The 13672-nt window shown below is 38.8% G+C and carries 14 protein-coding genes, 1 pseudogene and 1 other annotated feature; of the genes and pseudogenes, 10 read left to right on the top strand and 5 right to left on the bottom strand.

Annotation, left to right across the window (positions count from 1 at the left end; all coding sequences use genetic code 11):
* From NAG76_21135 to NAG76_21120, 4 genes are all read left to right on the top strand, one after another.
* Positions 1–1161 (top strand): glucose-1-phosphate adenylyltransferase, encoded by a 1161-nt coding sequence (locus NAG76_21135; GenBank protein ID URN94294.1) that lies wholly within the window; start codon positions 1–3, stop codon positions 1159–1161.
* Complete coding sequence (glgD, locus tag NAG76_21130) at positions 1161–2276, top strand: glucose-1-phosphate adenylyltransferase subunit GlgD (GenBank protein ID URN94293.1); 1116 nt, start codon at positions 1161–1163, stop codon at positions 2274–2276. The genes NAG76_21135 and glgD overlap by 1 nt, the downstream gene beginning before the upstream one ends.
* A gap of 888 nt (positions 2277–3164) precedes the next feature.
* Positions 3165–4589 carry a glycogen synthase GlgA gene (gene glgA / locus NAG76_21125; GenBank protein URN94292.1) on the top strand — a complete coding sequence of 475 codons (1425 nt, stop codon included), beginning with the start codon at positions 3165–3167 and terminating at the stop codon, positions 4587–4589.
* Between the two features lie 18 nt (positions 4590–4607).
* Positions 4608–6575 carry a glycoside hydrolase family 15 protein gene (locus tag NAG76_21120; GenBank protein ID URN94291.1) on the top strand — a complete coding sequence of 656 codons (1968 nt, stop codon included), beginning with the start codon at positions 4608–4610 and terminating at the stop codon, positions 6573–6575.
* Between the two features lie 97 nt (positions 6576–6672).
* Here the strand turns inward: NAG76_21120 and NAG76_21115 are convergent, their stop codons facing one another.
* The 5 genes and pseudogenes from NAG76_21115 to NAG76_21095 form a co-directional block, all read right to left on the bottom strand.
* A complete protein-coding gene (locus NAG76_21115; GenBank protein URN94290.1) occupies positions 6673–7110 on the bottom strand; it encodes a spore germination protein GerPE in 438 nt (145 codons plus the stop codon).
* The gene (locus NAG76_21110; protein URN94289.1) at positions 7100–7351 is read right to left on the bottom strand and encodes a hypothetical protein; all 252 of its coding nucleotides are present in this window, start codon (positions 7349–7351) and stop codon (positions 7100–7102) included. Before NAG76_21110 ends, NAG76_21115 begins: the two co-directional genes overlap by 11 nt.
* 10 nt (positions 7352–7361) lie before the next feature.
* Positions 7362–8168 (bottom strand): spore germination protein GerPC, encoded by an 807-nt coding sequence (locus tag NAG76_21105; GenBank protein URN94288.1) that lies wholly within the window; start codon positions 8166–8168, stop codon positions 7362–7364.
* 135 nt (positions 8169–8303) lie between these two features.
* Positions 8304–8411: pseudogene (locus NAG76_21100) on the bottom strand (spore germination protein GerPB).
* Between the two features lie 5 nt (positions 8412–8416).
* Positions 8417–8635 carry a spore germination protein gene (locus NAG76_21095; GenBank protein ID URN94287.1) on the bottom strand — a complete coding sequence of 73 codons (219 nt, stop codon included), beginning with the start codon at positions 8633–8635 and terminating at the stop codon, positions 8417–8419.
* Between the two features lie 136 nt (positions 8636–8771).
* Here NAG76_21095 and NAG76_21090 point away from each other — a divergent pair, with 136 nt between their 5' ends.
* From NAG76_21090 to metG, 6 genes are all read left to right on the top strand, one after another.
* Positions 8772–9200, top strand: a complete 429-nt coding sequence (locus NAG76_21090) for an Hsp20/alpha crystallin family protein (GenBank protein URN94286.1) — start codon at positions 8772–8774, stop codon at positions 9198–9200.
* 65 nt (positions 9201–9265) lie between these two features.
* On the top strand, positions 9266–9466 hold the full coding sequence (locus NAG76_21085; protein ID URN94285.1) for a hypothetical protein: 201 nt from the start codon (positions 9266–9268) through the stop codon (positions 9464–9466).
* A gap of 17 nt (positions 9467–9483) precedes the next feature.
* Positions 9484–9708 (top strand): hypothetical protein, encoded by a 225-nt coding sequence (locus NAG76_21080; protein URN94284.1) that lies wholly within the window; start codon positions 9484–9486, stop codon positions 9706–9708.
* Between the two features lie 74 nt (positions 9709–9782).
* Positions 9783–10220, top strand: a complete 438-nt coding sequence (locus NAG76_21075; protein ID URN94283.1) for a transcriptional repressor — start codon at positions 9783–9785, stop codon at positions 10218–10220.
* A 20-nt stretch (positions 10221–10240) separates the two neighbouring features.
* On the top strand, positions 10241–10471 hold the full coding sequence (gene yidD, locus NAG76_21070) for a membrane protein insertion efficiency factor YidD (GenBank protein ID URN96900.1): 231 nt from the start codon (positions 10241–10243) through the stop codon (positions 10469–10471).
* 70 nt (positions 10472–10541) lie between these two features.
* Positions 10542–10792 (top strand) — a binding site (T-box leader).
* Between the two features lie 868 nt (positions 10793–11660).
* A complete protein-coding gene (gene metG, locus NAG76_21065) occupies positions 11661–13625 on the top strand; it encodes a methionine--tRNA ligase (GenBank protein URN94282.1) in 1965 nt (654 codons plus the stop codon).
* The last annotated feature ends 47 nt before the right edge of the window (positions 13626–13672 follow it).

Genomic DNA, 13672 nt, shown 5'->3' with positions numbered 1-13672 from the left:
ATGGTTCGAAAAGAAATGATAGCAATGTTATTAGCCGGTGGTGAAGGTAAAAGATTAGGTGTATTAACGAAAGATTTAGCAAAGCCTGCAGTTTATTTCGGAGGAAAATATAGAATTATAGATTTTACCCTTAGCAATTGTGCACATTCAGGCATAGATACTGTTGGTGTCTTAACGCAGTATCAGCCTTTAGAACTAAATAGGTATCTCGGAATTGGTACACCCTGGGGACTTGATCGACGTGATGGTGGGATGACGATTCTCCCTCCTTACATGCAAAAAGAAGGCGGAGTTTGGTACAAAGGGACAGCCAATGCTATTTATCAAAATATCTCATTTATAGAGCGTTATGATCCGGAGTATGTATTAATAATATCAGGTGATCACATCTATAAGATGGACTACGATCTAATGTTGCAAAATCATAAAAAAACAGGTGCAGCAGTTACCATTGCTGGTTTTGAAGTCGATTGGAAAGATGCTAGTCGGTTTGGTTTGATGCATATTGATGATGATTCAGTTATTACTGGTTTTGAAGAGAAGCCGAAAAATCCTACGAGTAATTTAGCTTCAATGGGCGTTTATATATTTAATTGGAGCGATTTGAAACAGTATTTGGTTAATGACGAAGACAACGTCTTATCTAGTAATGATTTTGGTAAAGATATCATTCCTGCAATGATGGATAATAGTTTGCTATGTTCTTGCTACATTTTCGATGGGTATTGGAAAGATGTGGGAACAATTGAGAGTTTGTGGGAAGGTAATATGGACTTGTTAGAAGATGAACCTTCACTTGATCTAGGTGATCCTAACTGGCGTATTTATTCAGTAAATCCTAATCAACCTGCACAATTTGTAACGGCTTCTGCAAAAGTTAAGTCAAGTCTAATAACAGAAGGCTGCTTTGTCGAAGGTGATGTTGACCGTTCTATATTATTTTATGGTGTGACGATTTCTGAAGGTAGTGTTGTGAAAGAATCAGTCATTATGCCTAAAGTAAAAGTAGGAAGCAACGTGCAAATCTATCGAGCGATTATCGGAGATGGGGCAATTATTGAAGATGGTTCAGTTATAGGCACACCTGGTAGCGATGAAATTACAGTTATTCCAGTTGGTGAGCATGTGTTCCCACAGGATCAATTGATGGGGGTGGAGTAATGAAGAATCAAAAAATTATGGGCGTTATTAATCTTATCCATGAAAAAGATGATCTTGATACATTAACACAAGGCCGTTGTACGGCAACGGTTCCATTCGCTTCACGCTATCGTATTATTGATTTTACATTATCTAATATGGTTAATTCACGAATTAATGAAGTAGGTATCTTTGTTCATCGCAAATATCGCTCGTTAATGGATCATATTGGGAGTGGGAAAAGTTGGGACTTACAACATCGTCAAAGTGGATTATTTGTATTACCTCCTATAACTGATGATGTTCAAGAATTAAGTCGTGGTGATCTCTTTCATTTCTACCAAAATCGTGATTATTTCTTACGTTCACAACCTGAATATGTGCTAATTACACGTAGTCATATGATTTGTAATATTGATTATCAACAAGTGCTTGCTCACCACTTAGAGCAAGAGGCCGATATTACTGTAGTATGTAAAGAAAGTATTGAGCCATTACTGGGTAAAGCAAGAAAAGTGCGTATGAATGAGTCCGGTCGAATAACGGAAATTCAGGAATCTTATGGTCCTATGATTAGCGACTTTTCGAATATGGAAATGTATTTGATGAAGAAAGAATTACTTATGGATCTAGTAGAAACGTCGTTAGCTAAAGGTCAAGATCATCTAGTAAGACATGCTATTTTCTCTAAATTAGGTCAATTAAAAGTATGTGGTTATATTCATGACGGCTTTCTAGCATGTGTGAATACGATAAATAGCTATTACGCCAACAGTATGAAGATGCTTGATCCTCAAGTATGGAAGGAGCTATTCTACGAACCAGGACCAATCTATACAAAAGTAAAAGATGGTCCTCCGGCACGATACAAGCAAGATGCAATTGTTGAGCAGTCTATTATTGCAAATGGTTGCTTAATAGAAGGAACTGTTCGTAATAGCATATTATTCCGTGGAGTCCACGTTCATAAAGGTGCAGTCGTTGAAGATAGTATCATTATGCAAAATGGAGTCATTTTACCTAATAGTAATGTGAAATGTAGCATCTTCGATAAAGATGTTGTCATTGAGGAAAATAGAGAAGTTCGTGGTGTGGAGACTGGGCCGTATCTAGCGCCTAAGCGTCGCATCATATAGAGGAAGTTCAAAAAAGTCACTTGTGATCACGTTGAATGTGCTAACGTGGCTTAGTCGGCGGCGAATATGCTCCCCATCGAAAGCCTGCGTGTGCTCACGTACACAAGACGTACGCTGTGCTACTCGTTTTCGCTGTGGGTCATCTTCTTGGTGCTGACAGGCGACTGTTTTGAACCTTTATTATAAGCTGAAGTTCAAAAAAGTCACTTGTGATCACGTTGAATGTGCTAACGTGGCTTAGTCGGCGGCGAATATGCTCCCCATCGAAAGCCTGCGTGTGCTCACGTACACAAGACGTACGCTGTGCTACTCGTTTTCGCTGTGGGTCATCTTCTTGGTGCTGACAGGCAACTGTTTTGAACCTTTATTATAAGCTGAAGTTCAAAAAACTCACTTGTGATCACCATGAATGTGCTAACGTGGCTTAGTCGGCGGCGAATATGCTCCCCATCGAAAGCCTGCGTATGCTCACGTACACAAGACGTACGCTGTGCTACTCGTTATCGCTTTGGGTCATCTTCTTGGTGCTGACAGGCGACTGTTTTGAACCCTTATTATAAGCTGAAGTTCAAAAAACTCACTTGTGATCACCATGAATGTGTTTTCGTAGATAGGTCGACGTCGAATAGGAAGCGAACTTGGAAAGTCCGGGCCGCGTGTACCAATAAGGTACACTGGCACTTCCTCCTTCCGCAAGTAGCGCCTCATCTTCTTGGCTAACAAAAGCCCGCTTGTAGAGATAAGTTTAGGTTACAGACTTACGATGCAATTAATATCGTAGGTTCTAGATAGAGAAGTAACAAAAAGTTATGGATTATGCTCTCGAGGTTACTTTAGAAAAACTAGAAGTGAATCAAGAAGCAGCAAAAAGTTTAGGAGGTAGTAAGGATGAACGTACTGTTTGTAACTTCTGAAGCTGTACCTGTTGCTAAGAGTGGTGGACTAGCTGATGTGGCAGGTGCACTGCCAAAAGCGTTAGATGAGCAAGATGTTAGTACATGCGTTGTATTACCTAAATACGGTTCCATTCAGTCTCAATATTTAGAACATTTCACGCTCATAGCAGAGTTTGAGGTAGGATTTGGCTGGCGAAATCAATACTGTGGATTATGGAAGGGCGAACTTGAAGGAATCACTTATTATCTGATTGACAATGAACATTATTTCAAAAGAGATGGTCTATACGGATATGGTGACGAAGCGGAACGTTTTGTGTTCTTCTCGGCTGCAGTTCTTGAAGCCGGACCCTATTACGGACAAAAATTTGATATTGTCCATTGTAATGATTGGCAAACAGGATTAATCCCATTCTTACTTCGAACGAGATATGAATTTCATCCCGATTGGTCGCAGTCTCGATCCGTATACACGATACATAATCTGATGTATCAAGGTATATACAGTATAGATAATATGAAAGAGTTACTTGGCATTGGAGATGAATATTTCAATGCAGAAGGTCTTGAATTTTTCGGGAATGCCAGTTGTATGAAGGCAGGATTACAATATGCGGACAAGCTTACAACGGTTAGTCCTTCGTATGCTGAGGAAATCCAAACGGCTTATTATGGCGAAAAGATGGAAACTCTGTTGCAATATCGTCGTGAAGATTTGATCGGAATCGTTAATGGAATTGATGAGAAAATGTTTGATCCAATGGCGGACACCCATCTTGTAGCACCTTATCGTAATTCGCTTACAAGAAAACAAAAAAATAAGCTAGATTTACAAGCTGAAATGGGATTGCCGCAAGATGCTAATATACCTTTACTCGGTGTTGTTTCTAGATTAGTTGAGCAGAAAGGTTTTGATCTAATTATCGCTACATTGGACGAGCTATTACAAGACGATGTGCAGATGATTGTACTTGGTTCTGGCGATGAGAAGTATGAAAAATATTTCTACGAGGCTTCACTAAGGCATCCAACTAAATTTAGATTTTGGCTTGGATATAGCGATCGAATCGCAAGTAGAATATATGGTGGAGCTGATTTGTTCTTAATGCCATCACGTTTTGAACCATGTGGTTTGAGCCAACTAATCTCACTAAGATATCGTACCGTTCCTGTTGTGAGAGAAACTGGTGGGTTACGGGACACTGTTATTCCTTATAATGAATATACTTATTCTGGGAATGGATTCACATTTACGAACTATAATGCACATGATTATTTATATACCGTTCGTCATGCACTTCGATTGTACAGTGATCAAGAAGTGTGGAAACGAATTGTAGATAATGGTTCTCGAGAAGATTATAGTTGGAATCGCTCAGCGAAACTATATAAAAAGCTATATCAACAACTTAGCTAAAGGAGAGGGGATAACTTCATGGCACGTCACTTAGTTGTAGGTAATGGAAAGATGCTGCTTAATATGGATCAGCACGGTTTTATTAGGGATATTTATTATCCGTATGTTGGGCAATTGAATCATGTTGGAGGACATTATTGTCGAGTTGGAATTTGGGTGCAAGGTGAGTTCTCATGGTTAGATCATGCGGAGTGGAAGTTTGACCTTGATTACATGGAAGACTCTCTAGTTACCAATGTTATAGCTAAGCATGATCGATTAGGCATTGAATTACAAATTAATGACGGAATTCATCAAAGAGAGTGTATTTTCATTAAACAAGTGACAATACGCAATCATCGAAATGAAGCTCGTGAAGTGAGACTTTTCTTCCACCAAGATCTTATGATTGAGGGGACAGAAGTCGGAGATACAGCAGTATATTATCCTGAAAATCATACAATCTACCACTACAAACGTTCTAATTATTTTATGTTCAATGGTTTCTCAGATGAAGGTGGAATCTTACAATATTCTACTGGGGTGAAACGCTTCAATACAGCAGAGGGAACATGGCGAGATGCGGAAGATGGTACACTAATGGGAAATACGATTGCTCAAGGTTCGGTTGATAGTACGCTTAGTTTCCGAACTGTCGTTGGAGCCCATAGTGAAAAGACCATTTTCTACTGGATGTCTATCGGTCCTAATCTAGAAGAAGTAAAACGTCTAGATCAATATGTTCGTGAGCACCACCCAGAAAAACTATTAAGTCGTGTAGTCGTATACTGGAATCATTGGTTACAACGTGCAGAGTCTGATCTTGGAGACTTGCCGAATGAGGTTCGCAAATTATTTAAGTTAAGTTTATTGCTTGTTCGAACCCAGACTGACGAGAAAGGCGCCATTCTAGCTGCTAATGATACTGATATTTTGCAGTACAATAGAGATCACTATAGTTATATGTGGCCTCGTGATGGCGCTCTAGTGGCTGATGCGATGTCTTTAGCAGGATACCAAAGTATGATTGCACCATTCTTCCAATTTTGTGCGAATACGATCTCGTCCGAAGGATATTTGTATCATAAGTACAATCCAGATGGAACGGTAGGTTCAAGTTGGCATCCTTATATCGTTCAAGGGAGCCGTCGACTACCAATTCAAGAAGATGAGACAGCATTAGTTCTTTTTGCCTTATGGCAAGATTACTCTCGTCATCAAGTTATTGAGCTGCCGCAAGGATTATATACGAAACTTATACGGAAAGCAGCTAATTTCTTAAGTAGTTATATGGAAGAAGACTTGAATTTGCCCAAACCAAGTTATGACTTATGGGAAGAACGTTACGGAATTTGGACCTACACTGTAGCATCTGTATACGGAGGCTTAATATCAGCTGCTTCCTTTACCGATTTATTCGGAGACTACGAACGTAGCGATCATTATCGAAATACTGCAGAGCGAATAAAAAAAGGAATGCTTGAGCATCTGTGGGATGAAGAAGCTGGACGTTTTGCCCGTGGACTAGTAATGAAGGAAAACGTATGGGTAAAAGATATGACACTCGAAAGTAGTATGTTTGGTATTCTCGACTTTGGTGTGCTTCCTGTAAATGATCATCGTGTACAAAAAACGATGCTAGCGATTAAGGATGGATTGCAAGTTAAAACTGAAATTGGTGGAATTGCGCGTTATATGAATGACTACTATTTCCAACAATCAGGTGATATTGAGCGGATACCAGGCAACCCATGGATTATATGTACATTGTGGGTAGCTAACTTTGAGATAGAGTCTGCCAAAACGATTGCAGATCTTGAAAGTCCAAGACGTACGTTGGAATGGGTTGCTCAGCATGCTTTATCTAGTGGAGTATTAGCGGAACAATTGAATCCATTTGATGGCACACCATTATCTGTAGCGCCGTTAACATGGTCACATGCTACGGTTGTTCAATCAGTATGTAAATACGCTGCGAAATACAAGCAATTAAACCAAACAGTATAGTGATTATCTTTTCTAAATTTATTACTGTTAACAGTTAGGTTGCTAATTGATGATCAGGTCAAAACGAATTACAAAGAAGGGTATCCTTTCATTACCGTTACGGTAAGAAAGGATACCCTTCTTTGTGTGGATTCGAAACGAAATGCTGATCAAAGCTTTTTGAACGGTACTCCGAATTAATATGCTTACCATTCCCTATCTGGATATTCGACGAGTCAGAGTTAGATATTACTTTCATTCGGCCAATGGTGATATTGGGCACTGAGTTAAGATCCAACGGTTGTTCGATATCATTTTCTTTTTCAATGATCTTACTGTGATACAAGAGGCGCTTTAGATTGGGAGATGGCTTGCAAAATAGTTGATATTGATTAAAATCAGGCTCATCTCCCGTATTCCTTGTTACATCTTGTACTACAACAATACTTCTACTGAACATTGAAGTATTGTCACGATCACCAACTTGAATGATTGAACTCGAGGAATTATTAATAACATTTAGCTTTGTAACACTAGAGAGCGTATTATGACTCATAACGATATTTCCCCTTACTTAATGTGGGCTCAGGTAATTGAATTAATTTACCTGATGAGCATAGTGCAGGTTTTGAAGCGGAGTTAAATGGCCCAATTTGAACACCATCAGGTGGTGTTTCGATACAAGAATAGAGTACCACTTGGTCGTTATCCCCTATTTGGATATTAGAACAACTTGAGTTAGCAATGACATCAATTTGCTCCACATGGAGATGTTGTTCTTGAATAATAATTTTCATTAGTAATCTCCTATCGCACGGCTTGTTCTTGTAAATAGTACCTAATTGCAGTCTCTATATCATGCCAAGTACGTTCACTTACCGATCTCTCAATCTTTTCCCATTCATGCTGTAGCTCTTGATCAGAAGATGGAGCAATTCGAGTCAAAGAAGGTGCTTCATCGGCTACATAATGATGGATTCGAGCCTCAATTTGGTTTTCTAGATCAACTATAATTTGGGTGATATGATCATCATCAATTGGGATATCTAATTGTGAACTCATCTTGCGAATATAGCTTACCCCTTGTTCGTGAAGATAAGTTCTTAATTGCTCACTCAAGTACTGCTCAAAACCGGCAGGGAGGTTCGCTGAATGCTCAGTTGGAGGGGCATTATTTGCCGAAGGAATGCTACTGTGAACGGATGTTTTAATTGGTTTGGAAAGATTATGAGCTGTATTACCTTCTACGACTTTGACTTTGGAATTGGGATGTGGTGAATTACCGTGAACATTTTTCTGTTTCATTGCTAACTCTTCAATCATCGTCGGCAATTGACTGCTACTAGCTGTTGACATGCCAATCTGTAAGGAGCCTTCTAAAGTTTCTACTTTTAACTGATCAAAATGATACTCGATTTTATCAACATGAAATATAGGAGGGTTACTGGAACTATGATTTTGTTTTTGATCTGTTAGTTGTTGCTCTAGTTGGGATACTGTTGCTTGTAATGTATCAATCGTATCTTGTTGTTCTTGCAGTCGTTGTTCGATACGGAACGCCCATTGTTGCCATGGGTTTAACTGCGAAGATGTCGAAGATTCAGAGTTATACATCGTAGATCCAGCCCTTCTGTAATTTTATTGTTATTATCTAGGATTTGGAAGCGGGACTAGAAAAGGTGTGAATTGGTCCATTTGTAATTGCTGATGATATGCTGCTGTGTGAGGTATAGTTTGTGTAGAGATATGAGAAACAGCAGAGATAGCTCCTGATGTACCAATTTGAAAAACAGAGCTATTCGAAATGGTCTCAATGTGAATACTATGAATGTTGATTTGTTGTTGTACAGTTAACATAGCGATCACAATACTCCACTGACGTTGTCGACAAGATCATTATCTAATGAATTGGTAGCACTTAGTCCTGTATTAGAATTTGCTAAACTACCCGTTAAGAAGGAACCAGCTCCAGCATAAGTTTTGGAAGAGCTAGAAGGTGAAACTTGCACAGCATCACCAAACTGTACAATTCCACTTGACCCGTTACTCACTACATTTACAAAGCCGACTATTGATGGCATGAACTCACCTGCTTCGAGTGTTTTAGTGTAGTTTATGCATCAGTTGCCTAAGAGTTCCTATATTGACAATGATAGTAGCCTACTTGTTAGCTCGTGCATAAGATAAACAATAGAAGAATCATACGAGGTGAGATAATTGAAGAATTGGGATGATTTCGAGAAGTGGTTCAGCAATACAAATTTTCCGAAAAATCTGGAAAGCCTAAGGGAAATTCCAGTGCTAGATAATTGGATTAATCAGATAAAACAAGCAACTGCCGCTACAACTACAAATAAAAACGAACATGCATCTAAAAGTAATTATCAAATTAGAGAAGGAAAAGAAGTACTAGAAGTAACGTTTCAACTACCAATAGGCTATGAACAAGAAGACATTCTATTATTTGTAAGAGAAGATTTTGTGAAAATAGAAGGCTTACCAGATCAGCATATTGAATTGATAAAACTGCCTAAATTAGTGAAATCTAAAGAGTGCAAAGCGAAAATTGAGGAAGATAAGCTGATCATTAGACTTACTAAACGACCAAGACCAATAAAATTTTATCGACATTTTATAACAAACTAGCTAATAATCTCATGATCTAGTATAATGTCTAGTGATTACGATTAGATCGTGAAGGAGTGTCCACCGTGTCAGTAGTAGATGTAAGCGATGTTTCTGCGGATTTATTTATCATTGCTGTTGTATTTATTTTACTTATTTTTGGGTTATTAAGCTTTGGTATTTTGCAAATGTTTCAACAAAGATTCCGCTTGGGCTGGTACAATTTTGCAGGTGCTCTAGTAAGCTTTATTGTCCTTATGGTTATTCTTAATATTTGGTATGTATAGCAAACGGGGGTTTCAGCATGTATTGGCAAGCAATATGGTTCGGCATTAATATATTGTTCGTCGCTTCACTTATTACGACGTTGTTTCTTCACCGATCAGTTTCAATGGCTCGACTAGAGCATGCACCTGAGACTAAGATTCGTAAATTGACTATGATTCGTAGTATGCTATGGGGATTAACAACAGTATTTTTCTTAGGTATGTCTGGTGCTTTTTTAGCAGATATGTATTATAACGGGTAGATACGAAGCTCTCTTAATGCAAGGGAGCTTTTCTCAATACAAGACATTAACTTATTTAGTTAGGAGGGATTTAGATGCAAACATTTGATGAGATTGTTACGCTTATGTCAGCTCGAGGCTTACGAGTTACAGATCAGCGTAAAACATTAGCAAAACTTTTCTCAGAAGCGGTAGGCTATTTATCGCCGAAAGATGTTTATGATCATATGGGAAAAACGTATACAGGGCTTAGCTTTGATACTGTATATAGGAACCTAAGAGTGATGGAGGAATTAGGTGTTTTGGAACAAGTGATGTTCGAAGAAGGCGTGAAGTTTAAAATTCATTGTCGTGAGAATGATCATCACCATCATATGATATGTCTTGGTTGTGGTAAAACTTATCCCATTAAGTTTTGTCCAATGGAACAAACGAATGTTCCTACTGATTTTAAAGTGATTCGACATAAATTTGAAGTTTTCGGTCATTGCAAAGCTTGTGCTGAGGAAGAGCAAGTTCAGGGCGGCGAATAGGGATGAGTACGAATAATGTAATGAAAACTATTGCTCAAGCTCCAATTAAATTTTATCGCTTATTCATCTCGCCTCATAAGCCACCGACTTGTCGATTTTATCCGACATGCTCGGCATATGGCCTTGAAGCGATTGAAAAGCATGGTCCATTCAAAGGGTCATGGTTAGCTATAAAACGAATTAGCAAATGTCATCCGTTTCATCAAGGTGGTATAGATTATGTACCAGAGCCAAAAACAAAGAGTAAATAGACTCACTTGACATTGACGTGTACATTTTTTATATTAGAGTTATATTAGTTCAAATTTAACATCTATATAACGATAACCAGTGAAGAGATGAGTACAGTAACCTTCCTTTGTAGAGAGTACGGCGCTTGGTGGAAGCCGACATGTTGAAGGTATTGGAATATGGTCTTGGAGGTTCTTTGTTCGAGCGAATATCGTGAGGGCAAGGCGTAAGTCTGCGATAAAGATATTGCCAGTTGGCAATCTAAGAAGCAAGACAAGCAGTTTTTTCGCAAGTCTTGGAATTTGGGTGGTACCACGTGAGTAGTAACTCTCGTCCCATATGGACGAGAGTTTTTTGCGTTTTGAGGTAGTTCAAAATCGCGGGCTGTGATCACGCGGTTTATGCTAACGTAGTTGATTCGGCATCGAATATGCCCTCCATCTAAAGCCTGCGTGTGCTCGTGTACCAATAACGTACACTGTGCAACTCGTTTTAGCTGAAGTGCATCTTCTTGATGCTGACAGCCCGCGATTTTGAACTTTCATTTTAAGAAGTAGTTCAAAAAGCTCGTTTTTTTAACATGAACTAATGAGTAAGTGATCACAAGCAAGTACTTTGAACTACGACTTGTAATAAGGTTCAAAATAATTGCTTGTCAGCACCAAGAAGATGGCATGAAGCTAGGGCTAGGAAACGAGAAGCGGAGTGTACGTAATTGGTACACGAGCATCGCAGGCTTCCGATGAATGCCATCTTCGCCGTCGAATACACTACGTCAGCATAATCATCGTGATCACAAGTAAATATTTTGAATTACGACTTATAATAAGGTTCAAAATAATTGCTTGTCAGCACCAAGAAGATGGCAAGAAGCTAGGAAACGAGAAGCGGAGAGTACGTAATTGGTACACGAGCATCGCAGGCTTCCGATGAATGCCATCTTCGCCGTCGAATACACTACATCAGCATAATCATCGTGATCACAAGTAAATATTTTGAATTACGACTTATAATAAGGTTCAAAATAATTGCTTGTCAGCACCAAGAAGATGGCAAGAAGCTAGGAAACGAGAAGCGGAGAGTACGTAATTGGTACACGAGCATCGCAGGCTTCCGATGAATGCCATATTCGCCGTCGAATACACTACATCAGCATAATCATCGTGATCACAAGTAAATATTTTGAATTACAATTAGGAGAGTGATACAATGTCCAGCAACAACAACAGCTTTTACATCACAACACCAATTTATTATCCGAGTGATAAGTTGCATATCGGTCATGCATACACGACGGTAGCAGGAGACGCTACAGCACGTTACAAACGTCTACGTGGCTATGATGTATGGTATTTGACAGGTACAGATGAACACGGGCAAAAAATTGAGAGAAACGCTTTGAAAAGTGGTAAAACTCCAATTCAATTTGTTGATGAAATTGTTAGTGGCATTCAAAAACTTTGGGCTAAGCTAGAAATTTCTAATGATGATTTTATTCGTACAACTGAAGAACGACATAAAGTCGTAGTTGAAAAGCTATTCAAACAGTTACTTGATCAAGATGATATTTACAAAGGTTCATATGAAGGATGGTACTGTACACCTTGTGAATCTTACTTCCTAGAGAATAAATTAGTAAACGGCAACTGTCCTGACTGTGGTCGTCCAGTAGAATTACTGAAAGAAGAAAGCTATTTCTTCCGTATGAGCAAATATGCAGATCGTTTGCTTCAATACTATGAAGATCATCCAACGTTTATTCAGCCGGAATCACGCCGTAATGAAATGATTAACAACTTTATTAAGCCAGGTCTTGAAGATTTAGCAGTATCTCGTACATCGTTTGATTGGGGAATTAAAGTTCCTGGAGATCCAAAGCATGTTATCTATGTATGGATTGATGCTTTATCCAACTATATTACAGCTATCGGATATGGTGATGATGCTAAGAAAGATATGTTCGAGAAATATTGGGCAGCAGATGTACATCTTGTAGGGAAGGAAATCGTTCGATTCCATACTATCTATTGGCCGATTATGTTAATGGCTTTAGATTTGCCACTTCCGAAAAAGGTATTTGCTCATGGTTGGTTGTTAACGAAGGAAGGAAAAATGTCAAAATCTAAAGGGACAGTTATTGATCCGGTTGTCCTTATTGACCGTTACGGTCTAGATGCACTTCGTTATTATTTGCTACGTGAAGTACCATTTGGTTCAGATGGTGAATTCACTCCAAATAACTTTATCGAACGTATTAACTTCGACCTTGCCAATGATCTAGGTAATCTGTTGAATCGTACAGTTGCGATGATTGATAAATATTTCGATGGAAATATTCCAACAGACTTTGGTGTAACTTCTTCATTTGATGAAGAATTAGAGAGTTATGCAAAATCTACTTTGAATCAAGTTGAAGAAGCTATGGATAACATGGAGTTCTCGGTAGCATTAACTGCGATTTGGAAATTTGTAAGTCGTACGAATAAATATATCGATGAGACTCAACCGTGGGCATTAGCGAAAGATCCAGCAGAAGCTACAAAATTAGCTTCCGTTATGGGGCATCTAGCCGAGTCACTTCGTTCAATTAGCATTATGATTCAACCATTCTTGACACATGCTCCGCGCCAAATGTGGCAACAGCTAGGTATTGCTGAAGGTGAGCTAACGGCTTGGAATAGCATTGCAGACTATAACAAAATTTCAACGGGTACGAAAGTAGCGAAAGCAGATCCTATATTCCCACGTCTTGATCTAGAAGAGGAAGTAACATTCATTACTAACTCTATGAAGGGTGGTAGTGCTGCTGCTGAACCAACGCCAGCAATTGAAAAACCTGCTGATATTAAAGAAGAGATTGGTATTGAGGACTTTTCTAAAGTAGAATTACGCGTCGCACAAGTTATTCAAGCTGAACCTGTACCAAAAGCGGATAAATTATTGAAATTACAACTTGATCTAGGTTACGAGCAAAGACAAGTTGTATCTGGTATTGCTAAGTTTTATAAACCAGAAGATCTTGTTGGCAAAAAAGTTATTTGTGTAACAAACTTAAAGCCGGTGAAACTACGTGGTGAACTATCTCAAGGTATGATCCTTGCTGCTTCTGTAGATGATCAATTGACTTTAACAACGGTACCAGACAGTATGCCTAATGGTGCAATTGTGAAATAATAATGTGTATGAAAGAGCTGCTTATTGCTAATGATGGCAATAAACAG

The organism is Candidatus Pristimantibacillus lignocellulolyticus (assembly GCA_023639215.1).
In the GTDB taxonomy this organism is placed as follows: Bacteria; Bacillota; Bacilli; order Paenibacillales; family Paenibacillaceae; genus Pristimantibacillus; species Pristimantibacillus lignocellulolyticus.
The sequence above is the reverse complement of the archived record's forward strand: the minus strand, read 5'-3'. Positions and strand labels throughout refer to the sequence as shown.

What these genes read in the sequence shown, in the direction of transcription:
- NAG76_21135 (URN94294.1), top strand. Translation starts at nt 1, where the DNA reads ATGGTTCGAAAAGAAATGATAGCAATGTTATTAGCCGGTGGTGAAGGT.
- glgD (URN94293.1), top strand. Translation starts at nt 1,161, where the DNA reads ATGAAGAATCAAAAAATTATGGGCGTTATTAATCTTATCCATGAAAAA.
- glgA (URN94292.1), top strand. Translation starts at nt 3,165, where the DNA reads ATGAACGTACTGTTTGTAACTTCTGAAGCTGTACCTGTTGCTAAGAGT.
- NAG76_21120 (URN94291.1), top strand. Translation starts at nt 4,608, where the DNA reads ATGGCACGTCACTTAGTTGTAGGTAATGGAAAGATGCTGCTTAATATG.
- NAG76_21115 (URN94290.1), bottom strand. Translation starts at nt 7,110, where the DNA reads ATGAGTCATAATACGCTCTCTAGTGTTACAAAGCTAAATGTTATTAAT.
- NAG76_21110 (URN94289.1), bottom strand. Translation starts at nt 7,351, where the DNA reads ATGAAAATTATTATTCAAGAACAACATCTCCATGTGGAGCAAATTGAT.
- NAG76_21105 (URN94288.1), bottom strand. Translation starts at nt 8,168, where the DNA reads ATGTATAACTCTGAATCTTCGACATCTTCGCAGTTAAACCCATGGCAA.
- NAG76_21095 (URN94287.1), bottom strand. Translation starts at nt 8,635, where the DNA reads ATGCCATCAATAGTCGGCTTTGTAAATGTAGTGAGTAACGGGTCAAGT.
- NAG76_21080 (URN94284.1), top strand. Translation starts at nt 9,484, where the DNA reads ATGTATTGGCAAGCAATATGGTTCGGCATTAATATATTGTTCGTCGCT.
- NAG76_21075 (URN94283.1), top strand. Translation starts at nt 9,783, where the DNA reads ATGCAAACATTTGATGAGATTGTTACGCTTATGTCAGCTCGAGGCTTA.
- yidD (URN96900.1), top strand. Translation starts at nt 10,241, where the DNA reads ATGAAAACTATTGCTCAAGCTCCAATTAAATTTTATCGCTTATTCATC.
- metG (URN94282.1), top strand. Translation starts at nt 11,661, where the DNA reads ATGTCCAGCAACAACAACAGCTTTTACATCACAACACCAATTTATTAT.